This is a genomic window from Nocardia sp. NPDC051990, assembly GCF_040680755.1.
GTDB lineage: Bacteria > Actinomycetota > Actinomycetes > Mycobacteriales > Mycobacteriaceae > Nocardia.
In genome coordinates this window covers 69,404-94,837 of record NZ_JBFAXH010000010.1, presented here as the reverse complement: position 1 = coordinate 94,837, position 25,434 = coordinate 69,404, and the positions used below count along the sequence as shown (strand labels likewise).

General features: G+C 65.2%; 24 protein-coding genes and 3 pseudogenes. 11 read left to right on the top strand and 16 right to left on the bottom strand.

Annotated features, from left to right (window positions below; genetic code table 11):
* Together AB0L63_RS20015 and AB0L63_RS20010 are read right to left on the bottom strand one after the other, a co-directional pair.
* Entirely contained in the window at positions 1–1,377 is a 1,377-nt protein-coding gene (locus AB0L63_RS20015) for a cytochrome P450 (RefSeq protein ID WP_364502733.1), read from the bottom strand.
* Positions 1,374–2,390, bottom strand: a complete 1,017-nt coding sequence (locus tag AB0L63_RS20010; RefSeq protein WP_364502730.1) for a polyprenyl synthetase family protein — start codon at positions 2,388–2,390, stop codon at positions 1,374–1,376. Before AB0L63_RS20010 ends, AB0L63_RS20015 begins: the two co-directional genes overlap by 4 nt.
* 138 nt (positions 2,391–2,528) lie before the next feature.
* Here AB0L63_RS20010 and AB0L63_RS20005 point away from each other — a divergent pair, with 138 nt between their 5' ends.
* Positions 2,529–3,632 (top strand): helix-turn-helix domain-containing protein, encoded by a 1,104-nt coding sequence (locus tag AB0L63_RS20005; RefSeq protein ID WP_364502727.1) that lies wholly within the window; start codon positions 2,529–2,531, stop codon positions 3,630–3,632.
* Here AB0L63_RS20005 and AB0L63_RS20000 read toward each other — a convergent pair.
* On the bottom strand, positions 3,609–4,727 hold the full coding sequence (locus AB0L63_RS20000) for a helix-turn-helix domain-containing protein (protein WP_364502724.1): 1,119 nt from the start codon (positions 4,725–4,727) through the stop codon (positions 3,609–3,611). The two genes, AB0L63_RS20005 and AB0L63_RS20000, sit on opposite strands and share 24 nt — an antisense overlap.
* A 349-nt stretch (positions 4,728–5,076) precedes the next feature.
* Between AB0L63_RS20000 and AB0L63_RS19995 the strand changes: the two are divergent.
* A pseudogene (locus tag AB0L63_RS19995) lies at positions 5,077–5,420 on the top strand (hypothetical protein); the annotation flags it as partial.
* Here the strand turns inward: AB0L63_RS19995 and AB0L63_RS19990 are convergent.
* Together AB0L63_RS19990 and AB0L63_RS19985 are read right to left on the bottom strand one after the other, a co-directional pair.
* Positions 5,401–5,880, bottom strand: coding sequence for a hypothetical protein (locus AB0L63_RS19990; protein WP_364502721.1), 480 nt, complete (start codon positions 5,878–5,880; stop codon positions 5,401–5,403). The pseudogene AB0L63_RS19995 and the gene AB0L63_RS19990 overlap by 20 nt on opposite strands.
* A 173-nt stretch (positions 5,881–6,053) precedes the next feature.
* The gene (locus AB0L63_RS19985; protein WP_364502718.1) at positions 6,054–6,503 is read right to left on the bottom strand and encodes a MarR family transcriptional regulator; all 450 of its coding nucleotides are present in this window, start codon (positions 6,501–6,503) and stop codon (positions 6,054–6,056) included.
* Positions 6,504–6,592: 89 nt separating this feature from the next.
* Between AB0L63_RS19985 and AB0L63_RS19980 the strand changes: the two genes are divergently transcribed.
* Together AB0L63_RS19980 and AB0L63_RS19975 are read left to right on the top strand one after the other, a co-directional pair.
* On the top strand, positions 6,593–7,357 hold the full coding sequence (locus AB0L63_RS19980) for a class III extradiol ring-cleavage dioxygenase (protein ID WP_364502715.1): 765 nt from the start codon (positions 6,593–6,595) through the stop codon (positions 7,355–7,357).
* A 26-nt stretch (positions 7,358–7,383) separates the two neighbouring features.
* On the top strand, positions 7,384–7,920 hold the full coding sequence (locus AB0L63_RS19975; protein WP_364502712.1) for a DoxX family protein: 537 nt from the start codon (positions 7,384–7,386) through the stop codon (positions 7,918–7,920).
* A gap of 127 nt (positions 7,921–8,047) precedes the next feature.
* Here AB0L63_RS19975 and AB0L63_RS19970 read toward each other — a convergent pair whose 3' ends face one another.
* Both AB0L63_RS19970 and AB0L63_RS19965 read right to left on the bottom strand, forming a co-directional pair.
* A complete protein-coding gene (locus AB0L63_RS19970; protein WP_364502709.1) occupies positions 8,048–9,772 on the bottom strand; it encodes a GMC family oxidoreductase in 1,725 nt (574 codons plus the stop codon).
* Positions 9,773–9,834: 62 nt separating this feature from the next.
* Entirely contained in the window at positions 9,835–10,764 is a 930-nt protein-coding gene (locus AB0L63_RS19965; protein ID WP_364502706.1) for an NAD-dependent epimerase/dehydratase family protein, read from the bottom strand.
* A 131-nt stretch (positions 10,765–10,895) separates the two neighbouring features.
* On the opposite strand from AB0L63_RS19965, the gene AB0L63_RS19960 reads away from it, so the two are divergent.
* A complete protein-coding gene (locus tag AB0L63_RS19960) occupies positions 10,896–11,597 on the top strand; it encodes a WHG domain-containing protein (RefSeq protein ID WP_364502703.1) in 702 nt (233 codons plus the stop codon).
* A gap of 95 nt (positions 11,598–11,692) precedes the next feature.
* On the opposite strand, the pseudogene AB0L63_RS19955 reads toward AB0L63_RS19960, so the two are convergent.
* Both AB0L63_RS19955 and AB0L63_RS19950 read right to left on the bottom strand, forming a co-directional pair.
* Positions 11,693–11,951, bottom strand: a pseudogene (locus AB0L63_RS19955) (hypothetical protein); the annotation flags it as partial.
* A gap of 538 nt (positions 11,952–12,489) precedes the next feature.
* Positions 12,490–13,473: an SAM-dependent methyltransferase gene (locus tag AB0L63_RS19950; RefSeq protein ID WP_364502701.1), complete on the bottom strand. Its 984-nt coding sequence runs from the start codon at positions 13,471–13,473 to the stop codon at positions 12,490–12,492.
* 249 nt (positions 13,474–13,722) lie between these two features.
* On the opposite strand from AB0L63_RS19950, the gene AB0L63_RS19945 reads away from it, so the two are divergent.
* Complete coding sequence (locus AB0L63_RS19945) at positions 13,723–14,433, top strand: SDR family NAD(P)-dependent oxidoreductase (protein WP_364502698.1); 711 nt, start codon at positions 13,723–13,725, stop codon at positions 14,431–14,433.
* Here the strand turns inward: AB0L63_RS19945 and AB0L63_RS19940 are convergent.
* Together AB0L63_RS19940 and AB0L63_RS19935 are read right to left on the bottom strand one after the other, a co-directional pair.
* Entirely contained in the window at positions 14,400–15,224 is an 825-nt protein-coding gene (locus AB0L63_RS19940; protein ID WP_364502695.1) for a class I SAM-dependent methyltransferase, read from the bottom strand. The genes AB0L63_RS19945 and AB0L63_RS19940 overlap by 34 nt on opposite strands.
* A 129-nt stretch (positions 15,225–15,353) precedes the next feature.
* Positions 15,354–17,609 (bottom strand): MMPL family transporter, encoded by a 2,256-nt coding sequence (locus AB0L63_RS19935; RefSeq protein ID WP_364502692.1) that lies wholly within the window; start codon positions 17,607–17,609, stop codon positions 15,354–15,356.
* A 518-nt stretch (positions 17,610–18,127) separates the two neighbouring features.
* On the opposite strand from AB0L63_RS19935, the gene AB0L63_RS19930 reads away from it, so the two are divergent.
* Complete coding sequence (locus tag AB0L63_RS19930; RefSeq protein WP_364502689.1) at positions 18,128–18,604, top strand: nitroreductase family deazaflavin-dependent oxidoreductase; 477 nt, start codon at positions 18,128–18,130, stop codon at positions 18,602–18,604.
* 2 nt (positions 18,605–18,606) lie between these two features.
* Here AB0L63_RS19930 and AB0L63_RS19925 read toward each other — a convergent pair whose 3' ends face one another.
* Positions 18,607–18,921 carry a hypothetical protein gene (locus AB0L63_RS19925; protein ID WP_364502686.1) on the bottom strand — a complete coding sequence of 105 codons (315 nt, stop codon included), beginning with the start codon at positions 18,919–18,921 and terminating at the stop codon, positions 18,607–18,609.
* A gap of 5 nt (positions 18,922–18,926) precedes the next feature.
* Positions 18,927–19,562 (bottom strand): MspA family porin, encoded by a 636-nt coding sequence (locus AB0L63_RS19920; protein ID WP_364502683.1) that lies wholly within the window; start codon positions 19,560–19,562, stop codon positions 18,927–18,929.
* Positions 19,563–19,682: 120 nt separating this feature from the next.
* Here AB0L63_RS19920 and AB0L63_RS19915 point away from each other — a divergent pair.
* Positions 19,683–20,258, top strand: a pseudogene (locus tag AB0L63_RS19915) (amidase family protein); the annotation flags it as partial.
* Positions 20,259–20,308: 50 nt separating this feature from the next.
* Here the strand turns inward: AB0L63_RS19915 and AB0L63_RS19910 are convergent.
* Positions 20,309–20,869 carry a DUF402 domain-containing protein gene (locus tag AB0L63_RS19910; protein WP_364502680.1) on the bottom strand — a complete coding sequence of 187 codons (561 nt, stop codon included), beginning with the start codon at positions 20,867–20,869 and terminating at the stop codon, positions 20,309–20,311.
* Between the two features lie 83 nt (positions 20,870–20,952).
* Here AB0L63_RS19910 and AB0L63_RS19905 point away from each other — a divergent pair, with 83 nt between their 5' ends.
* The gene (locus tag AB0L63_RS19905) at positions 20,953–21,315 is read left to right on the top strand and encodes a tyrosine-type recombinase/integrase (RefSeq protein ID WP_364502677.1); all 363 of its coding nucleotides are present in this window, start codon (positions 20,953–20,955) and stop codon (positions 21,313–21,315) included.
* A 182-nt stretch (positions 21,316–21,497) separates the two neighbouring features.
* On the opposite strand, the gene AB0L63_RS19900 is transcribed toward AB0L63_RS19905, so the two are convergent.
* A complete protein-coding gene (locus AB0L63_RS19900) occupies positions 21,498–21,953 on the bottom strand; it encodes a MarR family transcriptional regulator (protein ID WP_364502674.1) in 456 nt (151 codons plus the stop codon).
* Positions 21,954–22,029: 76 nt separating this feature from the next.
* On the opposite strand from AB0L63_RS19900, the gene wrbA reads away from it, so the two are divergent.
* Positions 22,030–22,704, top strand: coding sequence for an NAD(P)H:quinone oxidoreductase (gene wrbA / locus AB0L63_RS19895; RefSeq protein WP_364502670.1), 675 nt, complete (start codon positions 22,030–22,032; stop codon positions 22,702–22,704).
* A gap of 26 nt (positions 22,705–22,730) precedes the next feature.
* Positions 22,731–24,155, top strand: a complete 1,425-nt coding sequence (locus AB0L63_RS19890; protein WP_364502667.1) for an MFS transporter — start codon at positions 22,731–22,733, stop codon at positions 24,153–24,155.
* A gap of 10 nt (positions 24,156–24,165) precedes the next feature.
* On the opposite strand, the gene AB0L63_RS19885 is transcribed toward AB0L63_RS19890, so the two are convergent.
* Positions 24,166–25,374: a site-specific integrase gene (locus AB0L63_RS19885; protein ID WP_364502665.1), complete on the bottom strand. Its 1,209-nt coding sequence runs from the start codon at positions 25,372–25,374 to the stop codon at positions 24,166–24,168.
* Between the last annotated feature and the right edge of the window lie 60 nt (positions 25,375–25,434).

The following is a 25,434-nucleotide window of genomic DNA, read 5'->3' as shown; positions in this document are numbered from 1 at the left end:
CTACCCTGGCTTCGACGTCGCGGCTTCGGCTGCCGCCGGATCTCGACGCCACACCCGCATACCGAGTTTCGTCGGTGCGGGCAGATGCGCAAGCGATACGGATACGGGCCGAGTCGACAGCGGGGCGACGCGCCAACGCGCCGCGATCGTCGCCAATGCCAAACTGGCCTCGACCAGCCCGAATTGGTCACCGATGCAGCGACGGGCGCCAGCGCCGAAGGGGATGAACAGCATTCGGTCCGGCTCAGCGCCGATCCATCGATCGGGCTTGAATTCGCCTGCCCGCTCATAGATTTCCTCGCGCCGATGAATAACGTGCGGACTGACCGCCACGGTTGTGCCCGCCGGGAGCGGGATGCCGTCAAGGGTGGTATCCGCTGAAACCACCCGGGTGAGCAACCATCCGGCCGGATACAACCGCAGCGTTTCGGTCACCACCCGATTGACGACCGGCAGATTCGGCAGGTCCTGGTAGCGGGCCGTGTCATCGCTCAGCACGGTATCGACTTCGTGCTGAACCTGCTGGAGCATGTCCGGATTTCGTCCGAGTAGATACAGCGCCCATGTCAATGTGCTCGCGGTGGTTTCCGCACCCGCGAACAGAAACGTGAATACCTGGTCGATCAGTTCCTCGTCGTTCATCGCCACCTGCGCGCCGGTGGAGTCCGGATCGCGGGCGCGCATGAGCGAGGACAGCAGGTCACCGTGGTCACGATTGTCGGTCCGCCGCTGTTCGATGAGCTCGGCGGCCACGGTCCGCAGCCGGTTCCGGGCCTGGTAGTAGCGCCGGTTCGCCGGTGTCGGCAGCCGATTGACAACCGGTGGCAGCACCATCCGCCGGAATATGTTTTCGGCGATGGTCGCGAAATCATCGGCGACCTGCTGAACCGAGTCCTCCGGAAACGATGAGGAGAACATTGTCCGAACCGCCACCCGGACAGTGAGTTTCGACATTTCCGCGCCGAGCAGGATCCGCTGTCCGTCCTGCCAGGAACCGACGACGTCTTCGATCGAGTCGATCATGGCCTCGGCGTATCCGGGCAAACGTCCCGGTTGGAATGCGGGTTGGCTCAGGCGGCGTTGGCGGCGGTGTCTGCTGTGCGGGCAGGTTCCGATGCCGTCGCCCGCGACCTCGCGGGAGCGATCGTAGAGTGGTCCGCCGCGGTCGAAGGTGCGATCGTCGAGGAGTACCGTCCGGGCCAATTCGGGATCGCAGACCACCACGACCGGCAGCGGACCCAATTGGACTCGATTGAGGCGCCCATGGTGGGGCAGTGTCGACAGAAATCCGATCGGATCGGTGAGAAAACGCAGGCCGTGACCGAGAAGCGGCACAGCGTCAGGAGCGAGCGGGATCGACTCGATCGGGTTTGTCATGCGGTCCTGCTCGTTATCATCGCGGCAAGTAGTCGAAGGTCCTCGGTGGCTTCGTCGGCGGATACGCCCGTCAGGCAGTTCAGCGCGGCATCAAGCTGCCGATCGGCTTCCCGTTCGGCCCACCCGCGTGCTCCGGTGAGTTCGATCAGACAGGCGATCCGGTGCAGCGTTTCGTGATCTCGTCCGACATCGCGATACAACTCGCGCAGCAGATCCGCGGTGGGACCAGTCGAATCCAGTGCGCGCGCGATCGGCGGGGACTTCTTGCGGCTGGCGAGATCGGGGTAGAGCGGTTTGCCGGTCACGCTCGGATTGCCCCAGATGCCGAGTACGTCATTGATCAATTGGGAGGCGATGCCGAGATGGCGTCCGAATTCGGACAGCGCTCTGGCTTGTTCGGGGTCGGCTCCACCCGCGATCGCGCCCATCTCGCAGGCACAGGACAACAACGCGGCGGTCTTCGACTCGATCATGGCCAACGATTCGTCGAGCCCGACGGGCTCGCGGTGTTCAGACTCGATCTCCGCGGACGGTCCATTGCACAGGGCGGCAAGGGTTTTCGACAGGAGCGTGATGCCGGGGCGGCCGGCCATCTCGTTGATCGCCATGGCGAGTAGCGCATCTCCCGCGAGTTGGGCGCCGCGTTCGCCGAAGACCGACCAAGCCGATCGGCGGTTGCGCCACTGCTCGTCGCCGTCCACCAAATCGTCGTGCAGCAATGAAAAATCGTGTATGAGTTCGACCGCGACGGCCTCGGCGATACCCTGCGGAGGCTCCGTGGCCGCGACCGCTTTGGCCGATGCGAGGACCAGCGCCGGACGGATCGACTTCCCGCTCTGCTTGCTCGGCCGGCCCGTAGCGTCAAACCAGCCGGCGTGGTAGCCGACGATCATTCGGATCGGTGGGGCGATGCGGTCCAGGGAGGAACGATATGCGGGCTCGACCAGACTCCTGGCCTCGTCGAGCACCGTGGCCGCGGTTCGCGACCCGGATTCGTACCTGGTGATGCCCACTATCCGTCCTTCGATGCCCGTCGCTCGTACTCAGCCGCACGTAGCATTGAGATGGTATCAACATTTGGATGGTATGCGCATCTGTAAACGAACAGAACGGTTGGTGGAGAACCGATGGGTCGTCAGAGCAGAGCCGCATTGCAGCAACGCAATCGCGACCGGGTCCTAGCGGCTGCCAAGGCAGAGTTCGCCGAACGTGGTTTTCGCGGCGCGACGGTCGATGACATTGCCGAGCGCGCGGACCTCACCCGCGGCGCGGTCTACTCCAACTTCGCAGGTAAGCGGGCGTTGTATCTGGCCGTGCTGGCCGCGGAGGCCGAAGCGGCGCCGGAACTCCTCGATGGTGGACCCGCGCGGACCCCGGTGGCGGCCATCGCCCGATTCGCACGGACCTGGGTCGAACGTCTCCCCGGTTCGGCAAACCATCCGGTGGGCGGCCTCGTGCAGCTGCGTTCGCCGATGCTGGCGCACGACCTCATTCCCGAACTCGTTGTCGACGAATGTCTGCGCGGCTCGTTCGTACAACTGATCAAACTGGACGCCATCCTCCTCGGCCTGGCACTCGCGGGCCTGGACGGCGGTGGTGAGTCGGCACTGCCCGGTCGTTGGCTCGGCATCGCCGAATCGGTGCTCACCCTGCTGTACGGCGCAAACCAATTGTCCTTCGTCGCACCGGAATTCGTGGACGGAGCGAAAGTGGTCGCCGCATGTGAGCAGATGGTGCACCATCGGATCGACGACGCCGCGCGGGCTACGGCACACGCCGCCGCGGTGGTGAGGGTCGACGAACTGTGGACGCCACCACCGTGCCGCGACCTCGTCCATACAGTGGCCGCGGACCTGTCGGGCGGAAATGTGGTTGCCGTACTCGGGATGAACAGGCTCGGCGCGGTTGCGGATATCCTGCGTGACCAGCCGATCGGCGGTCGCACCACGGTTGCGATGGTCACCGCCGACGAGACGGAGGTGGCACAGCTGGCTCGCCTCGCGGTCAGCGATATCAGCCGGTCGCTGCGCGCCGCATTTCCGTGCCCCGCGGTGCCCGGCATGCAGGTGGTGCTCGACGAATCCGGCGAACTCGCACGGGCGTGCGGGGTCGATACCGTCGATGACGACACCGAGGGTGCGGTCGTCATCGACGGCGAACGGGTGGTCGCGCGGGCGATGGGGGCGGGTGCCTGTCAGGCGCTGGCGAAAATGCTCGGTCCGCTGGAAGACTCACGCTCGATCCGGAGTCGATGAACTCGCATATGCGGTTGCCGCGGCCTCACCTGCGCCCCGCCCGTCGGCCCGCGCCGTGATGCGGCTGTTCTCGACGAGGACAGCGAACTCGGAATTGTCGTCGACCTTGTCGAATCCGCATGCGGCCGCGAGTGTTCCAGCGTCATCGACGATCACCTGCAGCCGAGGTAGCGCCGCCGCCGGGAACGCATGGCGCAATGAACGGCAGATGTCGGCGATCGCCAGCCGCGCCAGCGGGGCGAGTTCCGCGGGATGATCGCTCACCAGTGCCAGCGTGATATCGGTGTGCTCGGGCCAGATCGACAGTGCCGCTTCGATGGTGCCGATCCGGTGCATGCCGAGGATGGCGACCAGGCCGCTGCGGTCGAGCCGGGCCGAGTCGCCGCGTACCCGATCGATGCAGCTCGGTGGCTCCCAAGGCTCGTCGACCCGGGTGACGCGCGCGTCGATGCGCGAGGGCGGGGTCGGCGTCTTCACGCCCCCGAGGAGCGCGACCTGTTCGCACAGCGCGACGGCTCGGGCCGGATCGGTGAACTCCGGTGCGACGTATGACAGCTGGGTCGTCCCGTACAGGATCGTCAGCACGGATTCGGAACTGGCGATGAAACTTTCGAGTGGCGCGGAGGTCGATTGGCTGATTGCCCGCAGTGACATGGCGAGCAGCAGCGCGTCGAGTGCGAGCAGCTGTGCGAACGGTCGCCGGATCTGTTCGCTCATCAGAACTTCGGGTACGAAATCGACGCTGAGCGCGGGGGAGGTGAACTGCGCGTCTTCGCTGTATTCGTACTGACTCGACTGCGGTAGCTGCTGGAGCCAGGTACTCGCGAACGCTCCGAGCGCGGCGGCCGGTGAATCGGCGCTCGGGTGGCCTTCCGGTGCGGGAGCCTGTTCGGCCTCGTGTGCGAGCACCGCGAGATACAGCGCTCGCTTGCCCGGGAAATTGGAATAGACCGCACCGCGTGTCATATCCGCACGCGCGGCGATGCCGTCGACCGTCGTGCCGCGGAATCCGCGCTGCGCGAACTCGGACTTGGCCGCGGCCAACACCTTTCTGCGGGTGGCGTCCTGCTGCTGTGCCCTCGTCAGACGAACCATCGGTCCTTCGCTATCTCCTTGCTTCCTGCGGCATCGCGCAGCGTACTCGTTCGACGCTCGCGTGCGGCGCCACGAATGGGCGAGATGTTGCTGGTGGCCCGTCATTGGGCCCGCTCAGCGTTGTCATGCACATTCGGATGTGTCTATCATCCAAATGGTAACAACATCTCGACTGTCGATGCCCTCGCCCGTCAGTTGCTGCCGTCTGACCGTGGCGGGGACGGTCAGACGGCACTGGACATAGGGCGCCCGCCAGGTGGATTCCGATTGGCGTTGTGCGCTGTCCGGAACCGAGCCCGAAACCGGCGAAACCGCCGGTAACGAGGTACGTTGCGTCGGAGTGGATCTCGGTGTCGCGCGCACGGGCCGGGTCAGCTGCGCCGCCGCGCTGATCTTGATTGTGGTGACCGGTCTTTTCGCGCCGCCCGATCTGGCGATGATGCAGTACATCGCCCTCGGCATGGTCACCGCGCTGTTCAACGATGCCACCGTCTTGCGGATGCTGTTGGTCCGGCGACCATGCGGCTGCTCGGTGACGCGTCCTGGAGGCACCGGTCGGCTGCGGCGTATCCAGCGGAAAGTCGTTGTCCGCGAACCAAATCCCGCCGAGGCGGACACGATGCCGACGCCCGATCCGCGACCGGAATCGGACGCGACGTCGGTTCGACGCTGCTCAGCTCGCCAGGTCGGTGAGATGCGGCTTGCGGCCGGATTCGGCGACCCGGACCGCGGCAGCGATCGCGACCACGGGCGACACCCGGCGGGCCTCGCTCGGGGAAATCCCCCAGCAGGCCGACCCGGCCGACAGGCGGGTCGGCGGGAGTGGGATGCTCGCGCCGTCGGTGTGCACGATCGCGCCGACGGCACGCAGTGCGCCGATTGCCATGGCTGCCTTGGCCGCGCCGACCACCAAGTGGATCTCGCGGCGCTGCGGTCCCGGGATCTCGATCACCGGACCGGACAGGTTGTTGGCCCGCAGGTACCGGCGCACGGTGGCGGCCAGTGCACCGGTGAGTTCGATGGCCGATATCTGCTCGTCGGTGATCAGGCAGACGCCATTGGTGGTTTCCGCCACTGTCCAACCACGTCGGCGGCAGTCCTGCACCGTATCCGATGTGGCCTCGGTGACGGAACTCGGAAAGGTGGTCGACACTATCTTCTCCGTTCTCGGCTCAAATCTGCGACCCCTCAGCGTCACATCCGTACCCGGACATCAAATCTGTTCGGGCTTAGAGTTTCCCAACAGATTTCTAATGGCCCTGATTCTGCGGCGTTTCCGACACTGGGGTATTCGGGCAATCCGCAGAGTTGCCCGCGCAGTCCGAACTAACCGAGTCGACGCGCGACCTCGCTGAGGCCGGTGGCGATCGCCTCTTGTTGTTCGGGTGTCAGCACATCGATGAGAACGCGGCGGACCGTTTCGACGTGGCCGGGAGCGATCTGCTCGAGATGATCGCGGCCCGCCGCCGTGAGGGTGGCGATGACGCCGCGGACGTCGGTCGGGCACGCTGCGCGGCGCACCAGACCGGCCTTCTCCATTTGGGTGACCTGGTAGTTCAGGCCGCTTTTCGAGGTGTAGAGTGCATCGGCCAATTCGGTCATGCGTAGCTGGCCCGCGGGGGCTGCGGCGAGGCGAACCAGGACCTCGTACTGGGTGTGCGAGAGCCCCTCCTGTTTGAGGTGCTGTTCGACCTGTCGGCCGACGAGCGCCCCCGCCGCCAGGAAGCCCTGCCAGGTGCGCATCTCCCGCTCGTTCAGCCATTTCGCGTCAGCCACCGGGCCATCCTACCGAAGTTGTTCAAATTTGAACAAAGAGCTATAGTCGGTTCGCGTTCAAATTTGAACTAGTTGGACGGAGGACAGCGATGGCCGGACAGATGCCGGTGCTCTACCTCTCACACGGCGCGCCGCCGCTGGCCGATCATCCGCGGTGGCCAGGTGAGTTGGCCGCGTGGTCGCGCGAATTGCCGCTTCCCACAGCGATTTTGATGATTTCCGCGCACTGGGAAGCCGCGCCGATCGCACTCGGCGCAACCACGAATGTGCCGCTGGTCTATGACTTCTTTGGTTTCCCGGAGCACTACTACCACGTGCGATATGTGGCACCTGGAGCGCCGGAACTGGCCGACAAGGTGCGCAAACTGCTCGGTGGCAGTGTCGTCGACGTGCCGGATCGTGGACTGGACCATGGTGCCTATGTGCCGCTGAAGGAGATGTATCCCGAGGCCGATGTCCCGGTATTGCAGCTGTCGATGCCGACGCTGGACCCGAGGCGGCTGATGGAACTGGGCCGCCGGCTCGCGCCGCTGCGCGCCGAGGGCGTGCTGATCATCGGCAGCGGCTTCTTCACCCACAACCTGCGCGCCATCACCACCGATGACGAGCACGTCTACAACTTCACCGCCGAATTCGACGACTGGGGCCGCGAAACCCTTGCCGCCCACGATCTCGACGCCCTGCTCGACTTCGAAAACAAGGCCCCCGCGGCACATCTCGCGCATCCGCGCACCGACCATTTCGCACCACTGTTCGTCGCACTCGGTGCGGGCGCCGATGATTTCACCAACCAACGCACCGTCATCGACGGGTTCTGGCTGGGCATGGCCCGGCGCTCCATCCAACTGGGCTGAGCCACCACATCACGAAAGGTATTCCTGTGACCGCCATCATCACAGCCCCCGCTACGTCTACCGAAACCGCAACGCCCACAGATACTTACGACCTCGGTCTACTTGTCCTGCGGTTGGCCGTCGGACTCACCATGGCCGCACACGGTGCGCAGAAACTGTTCGGCTGGTTCAACGGTGGCGGCCTCGACGGCACCGGCAAGTTCTTCGAGATGAACGGCTACCCCGCGGGCAAGGCGATGGCCGTTGTCGCTGGTCTCAGCGAAACCTTCGGCGGACTCGCCCTCGCCGTCGGGCTGCTCACCCCGCTAGCCGCCGCGGCACTGGTCGGCACCCTGCTCAATGCGATCGCCGTCAAATGGGGCGGCGGCTTCTTCGCCCCGAAGGGCATCGAATACGAACTGCTGCTCATCCTGGCCGCCGCGTCGCTGGCCCTCACCGGTCCAGGCCACTACGCCGTCGACCGTGTCGTCCCGTCCCTGCGCAACCACCGCCTCATCTTCGGCATCGCCGCCATTGTGCTGGCCCTGGTCGTCGCGGGCGGGGTGCTGTTCGTCCGCAACTGACGCGATACCTCGTGTAGACCCGCTCGGCGGTGCCGGGCGGGTCGCGGTCGCGCATCCACTCTTACCGGGGCGGCTGCGTCCATCGCTTTTGCGAGACCGGGTGTTCGGTGGCGGTCGAGGGCCTGCCTCAGCTGGCGGCGGACTTGTCGGTGCAGATTTCGACGATCGGGAGGACTAGGGCGGCGGGGGCGTCGGCGGGGACGACCGGGTTCTTGGGGGCGATGGGTTGGATTTGTTGGTAGGCGACGCCTTGCGAGGGGCGCAGGTCTTGTTCGCCCTTGTTGGGCCAGTAGGCGGCGCAGCGTTCGGCTTGGGCGGTGATGGTGAGTGATGGGTTGACGCCGAGGTTCGCGGAGATGGCGGCTCCGTCGACCACGCTGAGCGTCGGGTAACCGAAAACTCGGTGGTAGGCGTCGATTACGCCGGTGTCGCGGTCCGCGCCGATGGGTGCGCCGCCGAGGAAGTGGGCGGTGAGGGGGACATTGAAGATTTCGCCCCAACTGCCACCCGGGACGCCGCCGATTTCGTCGGCCACTTTGCGGGTCACCTCGTTGCCCGCCGGAATCCAGGTCGGATTGGGTTGGCCGTGGCCCTGTTTGCTGGTGAGCTTGCGGCCTAACATGGTGCGTTTGGTGTAGGTGGTGATCGAATTGTCGAGGTGCTGCATCACCAGCGAGATGATGGTGCGCTCGCTCCAGTTCTTCACGCTCAGGAAGCTGATGAGCGCGAACGGGTTTCGCACCACTTGGCCGAGGAAGCGCAGCCAGCGTGGCATTCGGCCGCCGCCGTCCACCATCAGGGTCTGCAACAGCCCCATGGCGTTCGAACCCTTGCCGTAGCGGACCGGCTCGATATGGGTGTCGTGGGTCGGGTGGATCGATGAGGTGATCGCGACGCCACGAGTGAAGTCGACGTCCGGATTCACTGTGCGGGTCGCAGCGCCCACAATGGATTCGGAGTTGGTGCGCGTCAGTTGGCCGAGCCGATCGGACAATTCGGGGAGTACGCCCCGATCCCGCATGGCGTGCAACAACTTCTGGGTGCCGAGCGTACCCGCAGCGAGCACGACCTGGCCCGCGGTGTGGGTATGCGGGCGCTTGCGGAACCACGCGCCGGTGCGCTGGGTCGCGATATCCCAGGTGCCGTCGGGCAGCGGACGGATCGCGGTCACCGTGGTCATCGGAATCACCTGCGCGCCCGCCTTTTCCGCGAGATACAGGTAATTCTTCACGAGGGTGTTCTTCGCGCCGTGGCGGCAGCCGGTCATACATTCACCGCATTCGAGGCAGCCGGTCCGGTCCGGGCCGACACCACCGAAGTACGGGTCCGCCACGGTCTTTCCCGGCTGGCCGAAGAAGACGCCGACCGGGGTCTGCACGAAGGTCTCGCCGAAGCCCATATCGTCGGCGACCTTCTTGAACACCTCGTCCGCCGGTGTCAGATGCGGATTCTGCACCACGCCGAGCATTTTCTTCGCGCGCTCATAGTACGGGGTGAGCTCGGCGCGCCAGTCGGTGATATCGCGCCACTGCTGATCCTGGAAGAACGGCTCCGGCGGCACGTAGAGCGTGTTGGCGTAGTTGAGCGAACCGCCGCCGACACCCGCGCCGCCGAGGATCAGCACATTGCGCAGCGGGTGGATGCGTTGGATGCCGTAGCAGCCGAGCTTCGGCGCCCACAGGAATTTGCGCAGGTCCCAGCTGGTTTCTGGCAGTTCGTCATCGGCGTAGCGTCGACCGGCCTCCAGTACACCGACCCGGTAGCCCTTCTCGATCAGCCGCAGCGCCGTGACACTGCCGCCGAATCCCGAACCGACCACGAGTACGTCGAAATCCGTTGCTCGCTGGTCCATGTGGTGCTCCTCGATCCGTGTCGCCAGTGACACCGGTAACACTACTACCGAGTAGCAAAGGTTTAGAGCTGGGTCTGCCACCAGGCGACCGTGGCAGCGATGGCATCCTCGATCGGGGTCGGATGCAGGCCGAGGCGCTCCTCGCTGGCGGAGGAGTCGAGTACGTACGGCCGCGTCACCTGGTAACTCATCTCGGCGAGCTCGCGCATCGTCTCGTTGGTGAGGCCCAGTATGCGCAGCAGGACAGCCGGTGCCGCGAAGACCTTGGGAGCCGCGACGCCCGCGGCGGCGGCGATCGTGTCGAAGAGCTGCTGCTGGGTGATCGGCGGTGCGGTCGGGGCGTGCAGGAACGAATTCCAGACCGATTCCTCGGCGGCCGCGCGGATCATGGCAGCGGCGAGATCGGGCATATATGTGTAGGAGTGCGGGAGGTTCAGCTTGCCTGATGCCTGCACCCGCTTGCCAGTGAGGATCGGGACGAATACCTGTTCCCCGGCCAGCGACGCCCGCACATATGGGCCGAGGAAGTCCGCGGCGGCGACGCTCACTGTCGCCGCGGCGTGTGCCGCACGGGCGCGCACCAGTTGGGTGCGAACGCTGGGTTTACCGAAATCGGCATTGCGGGGCAGGTTTTCGGTAATCGGACCGTCGACCTTGCCGTAGGAGTAGATATTCTCCGCGAAAACCACTACCGTGCCGGCCTTTTCAGCTTCATTCAGCACGGTGCGCTCGGCCGGCGGCAGCTCCGCGCGCCAGGCCTTCGCCGTGTATTCCGAACCGCCGAGGCAGTGGTAGATGGCCGTCGCGCCGTCGAATTCGCCCGAAAGTCGTTCGGGTAGTGTCACATTGACCATGCGTCGCTCGACGAGGGGATGATCGGGACCGCTCCCGGAGCGGGTGAGTACCCGAACCTGTTTGCCCGCCGCAGCCAATTGCTCGGCGATCGTGGTTCCGGTGGGTCCGGCTCCGGTGACGATGTGCAGCTCCGACATGGGCGAATCCTCATCTACTTTGGTGAGCGGTGCTCACTGTTGCGTACAAGCATGCAACGAGTGCGCCCCAAAGTCAAAGAGCATCGCTCTCATTAGTTGACATCGCTCTCTAGAGAGCGCATGGTGATCGTATGCCGACGACACCACGTGCCCGGGCCAGGGCCCAAACCATGAACGACATCGTCCGGATCGGCCGCGAACATCTGGCCACCGATGGCGCGGCCGCACTCTCGCTGCGCGCCGTCGCCCGCGATCTCGGTGTGGTGTCGTCGGCGGTATATCGGTACGTGCGCAGCCGCGATGAACTGCTCACCCTGCTGGTGATCGACGGCTACAACGCACTCGGCGACGCGGTCGACGCGGCACTGGCCGATGCTCCCGACGACGACCCGATCGAGGGCCTGCGCATCGTCGGCCGCACCGTCCGCTACTGGGCGCTGGCCGAACCCGCCCGCTACGGACTCCTATTCGGCACACCGGTGCCGGGCTACGACGCTCCAGCGGAACAGACCACCGTTCCTGGCACCCGGGTCATCACGACGATGCAAACCCTCTTCGCCCGCGCCTATCATGCGGGCAAGCTCACCGCACCGGTCGAGGAGCGCCCGTTATCCTCGGCACTCGCAGCGAATTTCGCCGACATCAGAGCCTCGTTCGGCCATGACATCCCGGACTGGCTCGTCGCCCGGGGCATCACCATGTGGGTCGGCCTGTTCGGTGCGGTCACCTTCGACGTCTTCGACCAATTCGGCACCGACACCTTCGCCGACCGCGCCGAATTATTCGAACTCCAACTCGACGGGCTCCTCGAACAACTCGGCTACCACGGCTGACGACGCCGCGATATGGGTCGCCGACCTCGTGGGCGGTCAGGTGATAATGCGGGGGCGGGAGCACGCCGTGGGGGAGCCGGGGGGCGATGGCCCAGCAGACTGTCCGCGGTGCGGCCCTCGCCCCAGCCGATCTTCTCGCGGTAGCGGCTATCTGGTCCTGGGCGATCGGGCTGCCAGGCAGTAGCGGGGTCGATTCAGCGTCGACGTAGCGGGCGTCGGTGGACAATAGACCTCGCGTATGAAGCACGTCTGGCGGTCGGATTGTCTTGCGATGACCGGGATTCCGGAATCGGTGCGGTCGAATACGTTGGCGGGGTGGGCATCCCACACCGCCGCACGGCTGCGCGCTGAGATCGCGCCGGAACCCGACGGGGACGAATCTCGCCGCGGCCTAGCCGAACCTGCCCGAGTCGCTGCGCAAGCTCGCCGCCCACACGATACCGATCCGATAGGCCAGAGGCCCGGCTCATCCAGGCCGTGAGGCATATGCGGTCCTCGCCGGGCGGGGGAGCGGGGTTTCGTGGGGTCGTGGGACTCAGGGGAGTTGGGAAATGAGCTGGGGCGCAGGGGAATTGCGCGGTTCAGATCGACCTCGGTGGTGCTACGACGCGGCGCGTCATGAATGAAACCCGGGTAACGGCCAGTTCAGAAATTACATCTAGGTAGATAGATATGCGCATCTATGCATGATTGCAATTAGAACAACTCCACGAATCACCTACCGAACAAAAGGCACCACCCAGCAACCACACCTAGCTCGAGAGCAGCTGACCCTAGCCATGACCAGTGTGCTCAGGTGCACTGATGCGTGCGTAGTCGGTCTCGAGCGAGGTGTGGTCAGCGCGAAGTGTCGGTGCCGGATTGGAGTTGCCCACAACAACCGGCTCCTGAGCTAGGGCGACTTCTCCACCGTCGCGATCGCGAACCCGCCCCAGGCACGCCGAGTTTGCGTGTCCTCGCCGAGGGTCTGCTGATCGGAAAGCGAAAGCCCGCAGGATCGGAGCAGCTCGGCTAACCGTTCACGGGAAGGCGGGGTGCTGTCGACGCCGAACTTGAATACCTCTCCCGCGGCCTTTGTCGTGGCCCTGCCATAACGCCAAAACAGCGCCCGCGACTGGAAGGCTTCGGTGGTGAAGTAGTCGAACGCGACGACGCTTCCGTTTGCCGTCGAAGCGATCTTCCGCAGGGTGTCCTCGACGGCCGCCCGGTCGAGGTACATGGTCACGCCCTCCCACAGGAACAGCGTTCGCTGACCAGGGTCGAATCCCGCCGTGGTGAGGCAGGCGAGCCAATCCTCCTTCTCGAAGTCTGCCGGTACGAACGTCACCCCGGTGGAACCTATGCCGGCCTTCTCGAGCGTCTTGCGTTTGACCATCTGCGTTTGTGGCGAATCGACCTCGAACACACGTACCCGCGTGTCGGTCGGAAGTCGGTAGGTGCGCGTGTCGAAACCCGCGCCGAGGATGACAAACTGCGCGACGTCGGGCAGGTACCGATCGACGGCTGCATCGAAAAACCAGGTGCGTGCCGAGACCTCGTACTGCGGGGGTATATCGCCCTCGAAGGGGTATCTGAAGGCCCTCGGCACGTACCCGGTCAGCCGGTGTGCCAGCACCACAGGACCGACCGCAAGGCGCAGTCCCAGGGGCGGGACGTCGGGTAGTGTCCGTATCAGCCGGTCCGCGGCCTCATCCTGCCTGGTCCCGAATTTGTGCGCGGAGAACCGGGCGGTTAGCGGGCCCTGCGCCGTCCCGGATACACCCGAGCGGCCCGTGGTGATGGTCTTGACCACCCACACGATGTACCCGATCAGGATCAGGGGAGACATCAAGGTGCAGAGGATGTAGTAAGCGACAGTCGAGATGAGCTTGCGCATGTGCCCTCCAGTCGTCTTCGCCGTGCGCAGTGGGAGAACGGATCCCGGTCGTACACTGCGCGAGAGTGCTCGTTTTACCACGGTAAACCGATAAGGCCCTCAGTGTTCGGCGCAGAGGGCGGCGACGAGCTGGGTCGGGTCGAGGTCGTCGCGCAGTCTTCGAGCACGCAACGCTGACCAGACTTGTTGCACTACCGGGAAAGTCTCGCGCTTGACTTCGAGCGCACTCTAAATTCTAGCGTTGGTGGCATGGCAGCAATATTGATTACCGGAGCGAACAAGGGTCTCGGCTTCGAGACCGCCCGCCAACTCATTGCGGCGGGGCACACCGTCTATCTCGGCAGCCGGGATGCCGAACGTGGTCGCCGGGCGGCCACGGAGTTGGGTGCGCGGGCAGTTCAACTCGATATCGTCGAGGATGCGTCCGTTGCGGCCGCGGTGCAGACCATCGAGGCCGACGGCGGTCTGGATGTCCTGGTCAACAACGCCGGTATCCAGGCAGAGATGACCGACCGCAGCGACGTCATCGGCGCAGCGGACATCACCGCCGATGTGATGCGAAAGACCTTCGACACGAATGTCTTCGGCACGGTGCGCGTCTTGCACGCCTTCCTGCCGCTGCTGCAGCGATCCGCCGCGCCGGTCGTGGTCAATGTCAGCAGTGGTCTGGCATCGCTGACCAGGGTCTCAACACCGGGTACCCCGGCGTACGCCTACCCGGGCGTAGCGTATCCGGCATCGAAGACCGTGGTCAATATGCTCACAGTGCAGTACGCGAAGGCGTTCCCGAATATCCGGATCAATGCGGTAGAGCCCGGCTACACGAAGACCGATCTCAACGGAAATACCGGAACCCAGACGGTCGAGGAGGGTGCGGAGATCATCGTGCGCATGGCGCAGATCGGCTCCGATGGACCCACCGGAAGCTACGTCGATGCCGCCGGCGCGCTGCCCTGGTAATCGACCACGGCCGTGGCGACGATGTATCCCTTGGGATCGCGCCACGTCCGCCCCGGATGGTGGGTGAACCAATCTTCGACGTCCTCGCGCAGATCGTTCAGAATCACCTGCCGCCGTGGGTGATTCGGTGTGACGCCGTAGAAGGTGAACAGCGCCTCGGCGAAGCGCACCAGTGGATCGGGGGTGTCGAAGACGAGCGCATTGTCCGATCGTTGGATCCGCACCTCGCCGAAAACCTCGGACATCAGTGCCGGCAGGGTGTCGGAGTCGACGGTGACCGCATCGGCCACGTCGAGGCCGTATGTTGCGGCGTGCGCGGCCACGAGTTCGGTCGTGTGGGGGTGGGTTCCGGGATGATTGACGACCACGGCAACCCTCCCGCCGGGTTTGGTCGTGCGCCGGAATTCCCTGAGTGCGGCGACGGGATTCGGGAGGTGGTACAGCATATGCCGAGCGGTGAGCACGTCGAAGCTGTTGTCGTCGAAGGGGATCCGGTCCGCGCTGCCGAAAACGCCGCGTACCCGGGGTACGGCATTCGCGGCGGCGACCATTGCCGGGGAGGTGTCGATACCGACCAACGCACCTTGGTGACCGCCTCCGGCCAGGTGGGCGAGGAATCGGGCGTCGCCGCAGCCGATATCGGCTAGATCTTCGGTTCCGGTGAGTTCGAGCGCGGTCAGCACATCCGCGATGGGGTCGTCGGGCCGCTCCGAATAGTGCTCGTGGGTGTCGATCCGTACCTTCAACGGTGTCGGATCGGCGTATTCGGCATCGAGACGGTAGCTGCACATCGCGGTCGTCCTTCGGTCCAGTTGGCCGGTGGTTGACCAGGTCGCCGGTTCGGCGATCGGGTCCGCGGGCTTTCCGGCGGTGAGCGTACCTCCCGAGGCAGCGCGCGGCGTTCCCTTTTGGTGGGGTAGCTACGAACCGTCCGACCGTCCAGTGGTGACGGTGGGGAGCCGCAGCGTGATCGGTGTGGTCTCGATCGGGGCGTGCATATCCTCGGTGCTCGGGCGTTCATCGTCGAGAATAGGTTCGCCGAGTCCGATTTTCTCCTGGAGCCGCTTCATCCATGCCGGTGCCCACCAGCAGTTGTCGCCGAGCAGCTGCATGACCGCGGGTACCAGCAGCATGCGCAGCACGGTCGCATCGATGAACAATGCGGCGATCATGCCGTAGGCGATGTACTGCATCATCACCAGATCGGAGAAGGCGAAGGCGCCGGTGACCACCAGCAGGATCAGCGCGGCCGCGGTGATGATGCGGCCGGTGTGCGCGGTGCCGGTGCGCACCGCGTCGCTGGTGCTCGCGCCCTTGGCTCTGGCCTCGACCATGCGGGAGAGCAGGAAGACCTCGTAGTCGGTAGACAGGCCGTAAATTATCGCGATGATCAGTACGAGCACATTCGACTGGATCGGCTGCGGGGTGAAGTTCAGCAGTCCTGCGGCGTGGCCGTCGACGAAGATCCAGGTCAGGATGCCGAGGGTGGCGCCGAGGCCGAGTGCGCTCATGAGTGCGGCCTTGATCGGCAGCACGAGCGAGCCGAAGGTGAGGAACATCAGGAGTGTGGTCACGAACAAGACCAGGGCGATCATGATCGGGATGCGGTAGAGCAGTGCGTCGATGCTGTCCTTCTGCATGGCCGGAATACCGCCGACGTACATGGTGACGTCGTCGGGGAGTTCCATTTTGCGCAGGTATTCGATGGTTTCCCCGCCTTCGTCCGGGTTCACCAGTGTTGCCTTGGAGCGGTAGACGTTATCTTGCGTCAAGGATTTGGACGGCATTTCGAATGGACCGGCCAGTCCGGGTGCGTGTCCGGCCGCGCGCCACGCCTCGCCGACCAGAGTGCTGTTATCGGCGACGAAGACCAGTTCGATGGGATCGGATCGGCGCTGTGGGAAGAAGGTGTCGATCTGTTCCTGTGCGACGCGAGTCGGGTTGTCCGGTGGGAGGTATCGCTCGCTGAAGCCGCCGAAGATGAGGTTCTTGACCGGGATGATCAGCAGGAAGAGCACGACGATCAGTGGGATCGCGACGGTGAGTGGGCGCCGCATCACCCAGCGGGTGGTCTTACCCCAGAAACTGTCTTCGATTTGTTCGGCGGTCTTGGTTCTTCGGAACCGCTTGAACCCCAAGATATCCACGTGCGGACCGAGGACGGCCAGGCTGGCGGGCAGGACGGTGATAGCGGTGAAGGCGGCCAGTAGGACGGTCGCGATGGCGCCATAGGCCATGGATTTGAGGAAGCCCTGGGGGAACAGCAGCATGCTGCCGAGGCTCGCGATGATCATGGTCGCGGAGAACACGACGGTGCGTCCGGCGGTGACGACGGTACGGCGCACCGCGGCGCGGGTGTCGTAGCCCGCGGCGAGTTCCTCGCGGAATCGGCTGACGATGAACAGGCCGTAGTCGATGGCCAGGCCCAGGCCGATCATCGAGAGCACCGAGGAGACAAAGGAATTCACCTCGGTGAACCGGGTGAGGAGCATGATGATGCCGGATGCGCCGATCACCGTGAGTCCGCCGACGAGCAATGGTAGCGCGGCCGCGACGAGGCCGCCGAAGATGAAGAACAGCAGCACCGCGACGGCGGGTATGGCCAGGACTTCCATGCGGTGCACATCGTCGGCCATGGTGTCGTTGAGTGTGCCCGCCACCGCCTGTAGGCCGCTGACCTGCACGTCGATGCCCGGTATTGCGAAGGCGTCCTTGACCTTGCGGAAGTTGCGTACGGAGTCGGTGTCGTTGTCGCCCGCGATGGCGATTGCGGCAACGGCGCGCTTCTTGTCCTCGGTGGCAGCCTTCGCGCCACTGATCTTCGCGCCGTCGACGCGCCAGTAGGAGGCGTTGACGCCGGTGATCTCGTTCGGATACTTGTGCGGCAGGCTGTTGAGATTGTCGATGATGGGCTGGCTGAACTGCGGATCGTCGACGGTCTTGCCGTCCGGTGCGGTGTAGAGCACGACGACGTCGAAGTCGTGATTACGTCCGAAGGCGGCGTCGGCGAGGCGTGCGGCTTGTGCGGATTCCGAGGTGGGATCGTCCATCCCGCCGGAACTGAGGTGGTCCTCGAGTCCGAAGCCGTATGCGCCGAGTGCAAGGAGCGCGCCAACCACTATCCCGAGTGCGGCGAAGCGCAGCCGGTAGACGAGATCCCCCCAGCGCGTGAACATCAGCGGGCTCCTTGCCAGCGGGAAAATGGGTGTGCTGGTTGCTTTGCCGCGCCGATCGCCAAGGGGCTGCATCCTTTCCGGGGTGCACGCTCGATGTGCCTGCCATCAAAGGTACAGGCCGGTGTGAAGTACTAATGTTTCAGAAGTGATTTCACCACGCGTGTGAATGTGACTCGGATTGCATTGACTGCCACGGTGATCAAATCGTGACAACTGGCAGTCGGTGCAGGCCTCTGCGGGCTATGAACTGCGCCAGGGTGTGATCATGAGATCGGTTGGGCTGAGGATAATTCGTCCGAATCGAGCTTGTCGGCGAAGCATCGCTCGATGCCCGCGAGGTAGCTGGGCGCGGCCGCGCGCAGGCGCTCACGACCGGCATTACGGGTCGTGCGCACATGTCGGGTGAACCAGCGCGCGGTCAGACGGTGCCGCGATTCCCGCAGGGCACCAACGGCGTTGGTCTCAACGCGGGGTCCCGACGGTGCTCCGGTGTGGGATTTCTGCCAAGATTTCGAATTATGGTGTCGAATCCGCTGCCCGCGCTAGCTCGCTGGATCGCGCAGAAGAGCTGGGTAATGCGCATGGCGCCGATAGTGCTGCGGCTGGAACGGTGTGTTCGGTGGGTCAGCCGTGGTCGTCACGGGGTGCTCGACCTGGCGGGTTTGCCGTCGATCGAGATCACCGTCCCGGGCCGCAAAACCGGGATCGCGCGCACCACATCGCTGCTGTATGTGCCGCGCGGTGACGACTTCCTGATCGTCGGCTCCAATTGGGGCAAGCCCAAGCATCCGGTGTGGTCGGCCAACCTGCGGGCGGTCGGCACCGCGACCGCCCGGCTCGAGGGTGAGCAGTTCGAGGTGACCGTCACCGAGGTCACCGGTATGGACCGCAAACGCGTCTGGGATGTGGTGGTCGAGTTCTGGCCGGGCTATGAAATGGAATGCGAGCTGTCCGGCGGGCGCACCTTCCGCATTTTCGAGTTGCGCCGCAGCTGAATTCATTCAGCGGCAGGCACGATCGGCCTGCCCCGGTTCGGGACCGGCGCCGGTGGGGTCAATGCGGCGGCGGGCGAATTCGGTTTCGCGGGCGGGGGTGGTGCGGCCGGCGTGAGCAGCGGCGGACCGGCCGGCGCGAGCACGATGCCCTGGCCGGGATTCTTGTCGGTGGTCGGCTCGGCGCAATCGGGTGCGCCGGGTTCGCCGCAGGTGGCGGGCACGATCGGTGCGGCGTGGGTGACGGTCGACAGTGCGCTCGTGGCGATCGCGAGGACTCCGGCCATGACCAGCACGGCTCGCCGGGATGTGATGGACATCGCCGTCACAACCAGATCGGATCGCCGTACACCGCGACCGAATTGTCAGCGGTATCGGTGGAAATGGTCGCGATCACATACGAGCGCAGGCTGACCGGACCCATACAGGCATCGATTTTGATCTGCACCTGATCGGTGGTGATCGAACCATGCGGTCCGGCAAGGGCTTTGGTGCCGAACGGGATGGTGGTAATCGTGCCCGGTTTGAAGGTGGTGGATACGCTGGGCATTGCCATGGCCCCGACACCGGCGCTCAGCCCCGGACTCGGCGCGACCATCACGTTGACATTCGGCCCGACCGTCGCTGCGAGCCCGAGCGATATGCCGTTGGAAACGTCGATTTGGCAACCGATCTGGTAGCCGAGTGTTAGTGTGCCCGAGTTGACCGATTCACTGCCCGCACCAGTGATATCGGCGGCCGCGCGCACACTGACGAAGCCCTCTCGAGTGAACGCGGTGTCGGCGAGATTGGGAACTCGATTGAGGTCTTCGGTGGACTTCGTCACCGTGAGCTGCCAGCCGTCCTCGGTGGTGACAGTGCGGACCTGATCCGGCAGTGCATCCGCCGAAGCCGATTGTGCTGGAACGAAACTCAGTACCCCCGCGGCCAGTAGGCATAGCGGGGCGGTCGAGCTATTCATATTGTCGATCTCCTCGATTACGTTGCAGTTAAACGATATCCGACGCCATGGGGGACCTCCGTCGACTGTTCGCGTGTTCAAAACGGTGCGTGGTCGTGTGGCAGCGCGCAGAATTCGGATATGCGATTCCATGCCTTCAACGCCGATGTGCTCGCCGACCACGACGCGGTGGCGATTGCGGAACAGGTGCGTCGCGGGGCGATCGGCGCGGCCGAGGTCGCCGAGGCGGCGCGGGCGCGGGCCACGCAGGTCGATCCGACATTGCGCGCCCTTGCGATCTCGGCGGAATCCGCGCTCGCGGCGGGTGATCCGGATGCGCCGCTGTTCGGTGTGCCGACGTATGTCAAGGACAACACCGATGTGCGTGGGCTGCCGACCAATTACGGCACCGCGGCGTTCGTCGGACGGCCCGCCGCCAAGGATGGGCCGTACGCGAAACAGTTTCTGAGCACCGGGATGTCGGTGCTGGGCAAGAGTCGGCTACCGGAGTTCGGTTTGAATGCGAGTACCGAATTCGCCGCGGCCGAACCGACACGCAATCCCTGGCATACGGACTATTCGCCGGGTGCGTCATCGGGTGGTGCGGCGGCTTTGGTGGCCGCGGGTGTCGTGCCGATCGCGCACGGCAATGATGGTGGCGGCTCGATCAGGATTCCGGCCGCGTGCTGCGGTCTGGTCGGGTTGAAGCCGAGCCGATCGCCCTTGAATCCGAACGCCCTTGGCGGCGCATCCAGGATTGACTTCGCCTATCCGGGAACCGCGCGCCAATCCTCGCCGAAAGGTCCGGCGCGACGTGTGACCAGGTCCAATGCCTCGTCGCGCGCACCCTCGATCGCGCGCTGCCACTGCTCGGGCACCAGGCCAAGCCGAATGGCTAGTGCGTATTCGTCCTCGTCCTTCCAGTGGTAGCTCAGATCCGGTTCGACAATGAGATCCAGGTGCAGGTCACTGGTGTCGACACCATCGGCGGTCCGCGTGAACGGCAATTGGAAATTGACGTACCACCACAGGAATTCGCCGTGCTCATCCCACATCGGGGCAATCGCGAAATAGCGATCCGCATACATGATCGCCAGCCGCGTAGTGCGCTGCCACACCCATGCCCCCATCTCCCACTCCCGCCGCGCATACGCCTCGAGCAACCGCCCCCGTGCCCCCGGATCGCCCTCCCGCATGGATCTGATCCACAACTGCGGCCCCACTCCCTCGGTTCCGGGCGTCAGCAACACCCGCAACTCGTCCCCCCGATCCACCACTACCCGCTGCGGCCACTCGGTGAACGCGCGCCCAAAGATCGTGTCCCGCACCATAATCGTTCGACCAACAGCGAAAGGCGTCACCGTGCCAGCTTAGTTGGCCGAGCCGTCTGGATGCCCCTCACGGCGCCTTGGTGATTCAGTCGGTATCGGGAGCGGCGACACTGTTCGAGGAACACACCGCGCTGATGACGCATGGCCCGTTTACGCAGCACCAGCTGCGCCACTCCCGGCTCACCCACGCTGCAGAGCGGGGAGCGTCCACGCCGATGCTGATGGCGTTGTCCGGACACACCTCGGTGCGCTGCCTGAGCAAGTACACGAAGGTGTCGGCGAAGCCCTCGGTCGATGGCAGGCGAGACCGATCCCGCCGCACGACGGCGCCGATGAACGCGAAAGGCGTTGTGGCCTGCCATGGTGAGGATTTCTACTCCGGGTGGGTTTGCTGGAATCCGATGATCATGGCGTGCAGTCCGGTGGTGAACCACTGGTCGTAGTAGTCGAGGGCGGCAGGGTCGGGTGATTGTTCGTCGGTTCCGGGCGGGATGCCGACCTGGGCGAGTGCGTGCCCGAGAACGTAGACGCCGACCGACTGCAGGATATGGGTCTTTCGAGGACTGGTGACGTAGCAGTATTCGTCGTGTCAGGTTGCCGGAATCGGCACTGACGATTGCTGCTCTTATCCGTCGTGCAGGCGGCGGGAGTGCCTGGTGTCGACGTTGCCGGTCAGGGTGTTGAGAAGGCTCGGTAGTTCGGTGATGGTCTGGGCGGGCAGGCCGGTCACGGTTTCCTCGGCCAGCGCGCACCACATCCGCTTGACCTGTTCGGTCAGGACTTTGCCGCTGTCGGTGAGTTCGACGATGCTGGCGCGCTTGTCGGAGGGGGCGGGGGTGCGGCGGACATGGCCGGAGGCTTCGAGTTTACGGGTCATGAGTGTGACGCTGGGTGGCTCACAGCCGAGCGCCTCGCTGAGCTGGGCCTGAATCATCGGGCCGGTTCGATCGAGTTCGAGCAGGAATGCCTCCTGACCGGGGTGCAGGCCGAGCGGCGCCAAGAGTGCCGCGGCCCTGGCCCGGTGGCGCAGGGTCAGCAGGCGGATGGCTTGGTTGAGGGCGTCGGCTTGCTCGAAGTCCACGGGCTCTCCTTGACAGATTTTCATTATTCGCATAACTATTATGCGCATAACTAATTCTACATCGAGGGAGCCGGACATGACGGTGAAGGTCGCAGTCATCTACTACAGCGCGACAGGCAGCGTGCACGCGCTCGCACAGGCCGTCGCCGCGGGCGCCACTTCCGCCGGGGCCGAGGTACGGTTGCGGCGGGTCGCCGAGCTGGCACCCGACAGTGCGATCGACCAGAACCCGCAGTGGCGGCGGCACGCCGATGCGGCCACATCGATCCCCGAGGCCGCTCTCGAGGACCTGGCCTGGGCCGACGCGTTCGCATTCGGGACGCCGACCCGCTTCGGCACGCCAGCCGCCCAGCTCAAGCAGTTCATCGACCAGGCCGGCGCGCTGTGGCGGGAAGGAAAGCTGGCCGACAAGCCGGTGACGGCGTTCACCTCGGCGTTCAACCGGCACGGCGGCAGCGAGGCCACACTCTTGGCTTTGGGTAACGTCTTCTACCACTGGGGATCGCTCATCGTCCCGCCCGGTTTCACCGACCCTGCCGTATACGCCGCGGGCGGAAACCCTTACGGCACTTCGTTTGTGAGCGGCCCGACCGGCAACGGCCCGGATTCGGAGGCGCTGGGAGCAGCCCGATACCAGGGCCGCAGGCTAGCGGAAATCGCGATTCGGTTGCTCGGCGAGGGGCGTGTCCCCGACGCCGCGGACGGGCACATCGGCGAAACCTTGGCCGACATGGCCTCTCAGTCCGCGTGAGCGGTGGATCGGCAAGGAGAACGTTCATGACAGGCATCAACGCGGCGACTCGGCAGGCCACGCCGCGCATCAGCTCTATGCGGTGGATTCTGGTGCTGGCGTGTGCCAGCCAGTTCATGGTCATCCTGGATTCGTCCATCGTCAATGTCGCGCTGCCCGCCATCCAGCGCGACCTCGGCTTCACCGCCACCGGTCTGGCCTGGGTGGTGAACGGCTATCTGCTGACCTTCGCCGGGCTCATGCTGCTGGGCGGCCGCGCCACCGACCTGTTCGGTCAGCGTCGGATGCTGGCCGCCGGGCTGGTGTTATTCGCCGCGTCGAGTCTGGTCGGGGGTTTGGCCGGGACGCCGGAGGTGCTGGTGGCGGCCCGCGTGGTGCAAGGCATGGGTGCCGCGATGCTGGCACCGGCGACATTGGCGGTGATCAACACCAGCTTCACCGAGGAGCACATGCGGGCCAGGGCGTTCGGTGCTTGGTCCGCCTCCGGCGGTGTGGGCGGAATGGCGGGTGCGCTCGCGGGTGGCGCGCTCACCACCGGCCTGTCCTGGCGGTGGATCTTCTTGATCAACGTCCCGATCGGCGCGGTGCTGATCGCAATGGCGTTGACGGCATTGTCCGGCAAGCGAACCGGTCGCAAGGAATCGCTCGACTTCACCGGCGCGATCACGGGAACGGCAGGGTTGGCCGCGCTGATCTTCGGGGTCATGCAGACCACCGATCACGGCTGGACGTCGGCACTGGTGCTCGGACCGATCGGGGCGGGCCTGCTGCTGCTCGTAGTTTTCACCGTGGTGCAGGCGCGTTTCACTGCGCAGCCACTGATGCCCTTGCGGCTGTTCGGAATACGGCGAGTGGCCGTCGGCACCGGGATGCTGTTGCTGTTCGGCGGGATTGCCATCGCGATGTGGTATTTCACGGCAATGTTCCTGCAGAACGTATTGGGTTACAGCGCAATTCGTGCCGGGCTCGGGCAGACGCCCGCGGCGGTGACGTTTTTGGTCATCGCGCGGGTGGCCGCGGCGCTGCTACCGCGAACCGGAGCGCGCCCGATAGTGCTGGCCGGATGCGGTTGTCTCCTGGTCGGTTTCGGCTGGCTCGCCCAGGCAGACGCCGGTAGCGGCTACCTCACCGGCGTGCTCGGGCCGACACTGCTCGTCGCGGTCGGCATCGGGTTGACCTTCCCCACGCTCATGGCGACGACGACCGCCGATGTCCCCGGGAGCGACACGGGGATCGTTGGTGGTCTGGCCAACACCGCCAGTCAGGTGGGCGGATCAATCGGCCTAGCGGTACTTGCCGCGGCAGCCGGGGCCAGGGCCACACAGGTAGCCGGTGAGAGTTCCCCAGCCAGCCTCGCCGCCGGTTATGACCTGGTCTTCCTGCTGGCCGCCGGGCTCAGCTCAGCTATCGCGGTCGTCAGTGTGTTGCTACCGCGCGACCAACGAAGCTGACTGCCGCCGCTCAGAGGCCGAGTTTGGTGACGGCGTTGTCTTCCAACGGGTTTGCGGTGCGAATGTAGTTGTGTACGGTGCGCGGATTGGACCAGCGGCCCTGTCGCATGATCTCGCGGTCGCTGGCCCCGCCGAGGGCGGCCTGGGTGGCGAATCCGGCGCGCAGTGAGTGTCCGGAGAAGAGGTCGGGGTCGAGTCCGGCACGCGCGGCATAGCGTTTCACGAGTTCGGCGATGGCGCGGCCGGACATGGCCTCGGTGCCGATGCCGCCGTGGCGGGTGATGGTGGGAAACAGTGGGAGGGTGTTGTTTTCGGCGAGTGCGGTGCCCTGGTAGCCGTGGCAGCGGTGGATATCCGGAGACGGCGAGGATGCCTGGGCCAGCCAGGCGCGCACATCACCGTGCGTGCGACGTACTTCGAGCAACCGGATCCAATCGGCGAAGGCACAGACCGGGCAGGTGTGCGGACGCTGGCCGCGGGGGAGTGCGACGCGTTGTTCTGCGATTCCAGTGGGGTCGGTTTTGGTGGTCGGAAGCTGAACGAGGAGCAGCGGTTCACCGGTGCCATGATCGAGATCAGCCCGCACATCGGCGATCCGCAATCCGGCGAGTTCGCTGCGGCGTAATGCCCCCGCGAATCCGACGAGCAATGCCAGCGCGTCGCGGCGGCGCGCGGGCTCGGTCGGCCATCCCGGCTCCGGCAGCCCCGCGAGCAATTGTTCGAGGGTGTGCAAGAGCACGGGGCGTTTGCGTTTCGGTTGTGTGCGACGGGTCCGGCGAATACCGCGCAAGGTCAGGCGCACGACATCGGAACGGGTGGGTGACGGTAATCCGTTGGCGGCGTGCACGGCCGCGATGGCCGCCGACTTGCGTTCGAGCGTGGCCGCACTGAACGCCCACCGCTGCGAACCATCGTCGTTGTGGCGCAACGCATCCGCGGCTGCGGCCAGGTATACCGCGACATCGAGCGGATCCGCGGGCAGCGCCTGCCGCCCCTCCGTCGCGCACCATCCGGCCCATGCGATCCAATCGGTTCGATACGCCCGCAACGTATTCGCCGACTGGGAGGCCTCCAGATACCGCCGCAACGACCCGGCCTGCTCGTCATCGAACCGCTCCCGCACCAACCGCAGCGCCACGGCATCGACAAGCACACTGCGCACGCCACGCCGCAACTCCGTGCGCACCGACTCCGGCACCGCGACCACCGCATCGCCCACCTGCTCGCTCCTATCCACCCGGCCCACGACGATCAAGACTATGCGCTCTCCGGGGATTCC

Excerpts from the sequence above, each read along its gene's own strand:
- AB0L63_RS20015 (WP_364502733.1), bottom strand. The coding sequence starts at position 1,377 with ATGACAAACCCGATCGAGTCGATCCCGCTCGCTCCTGACGCTGTGCCG.
- AB0L63_RS20000 (WP_364502724.1), bottom strand. The coding sequence starts at position 4,727 with ATGGTTCGTCTGACGAGGGCACAGCAGCAGGACGCCACCCGCAGAAAG.
- AB0L63_RS19980 (WP_364502715.1), top strand. The coding sequence starts at position 6,593 with ATGGCCGGACAGATGCCGGTGCTCTACCTCTCACACGGCGCGCCGCCG.
- AB0L63_RS19970 (WP_364502709.1), bottom strand. The coding sequence starts at position 9,772 with ATGGACCAGCGAGCAACGGATTTCGACGTACTCGTGGTCGGTTCGGGA.
- AB0L63_RS19965 (WP_364502706.1), bottom strand. The coding sequence starts at position 10,764 with ATGTCGGAGCTGCACATCGTCACCGGAGCCGGACCCACCGGAACCACG.
- AB0L63_RS19960 (WP_364502703.1), top strand. The coding sequence starts at position 10,896 with ATGCCGACGACACCACGTGCCCGGGCCAGGGCCCAAACCATGAACGAC.
- AB0L63_RS19950 (WP_364502701.1), bottom strand. The coding sequence starts at position 13,473 with ATGCGCAAGCTCATCTCGACTGTCGCTTACTACATCCTCTGCACCTTG.
- AB0L63_RS19945 (WP_364502698.1), top strand. The coding sequence starts at position 13,723 with ATGGCAGCAATATTGATTACCGGAGCGAACAAGGGTCTCGGCTTCGAG.
- AB0L63_RS19940 (WP_364502695.1), bottom strand. The coding sequence starts at position 15,224 with ATGTGCAGCTACCGTCTCGATGCCGAATACGCCGATCCGACACCGTTG.
- AB0L63_RS19935 (WP_364502692.1), bottom strand. The coding sequence starts at position 17,609 with ATGTTCACGCGCTGGGGGGATCTCGTCTACCGGCTGCGCTTCGCCGCA.
- AB0L63_RS19930 (WP_364502689.1), top strand. The coding sequence starts at position 18,128 with ATGGTGTCGAATCCGCTGCCCGCGCTAGCTCGCTGGATCGCGCAGAAG.
- AB0L63_RS19925 (WP_364502686.1), bottom strand. The coding sequence starts at position 18,921 with ATGTCCATCACATCCCGGCGAGCCGTGCTGGTCATGGCCGGAGTCCTC.
- AB0L63_RS19920 (WP_364502683.1), bottom strand. The coding sequence starts at position 19,562 with ATGAATAGCTCGACCGCCCCGCTATGCCTACTGGCCGCGGGGGTACTG.
- wrbA (WP_364502670.1), top strand. The coding sequence starts at position 22,030 with ATGACGGTGAAGGTCGCAGTCATCTACTACAGCGCGACAGGCAGCGTG.
- AB0L63_RS19890 (WP_364502667.1), top strand. The coding sequence starts at position 22,731 with ATGACAGGCATCAACGCGGCGACTCGGCAGGCCACGCCGCGCATCAGC.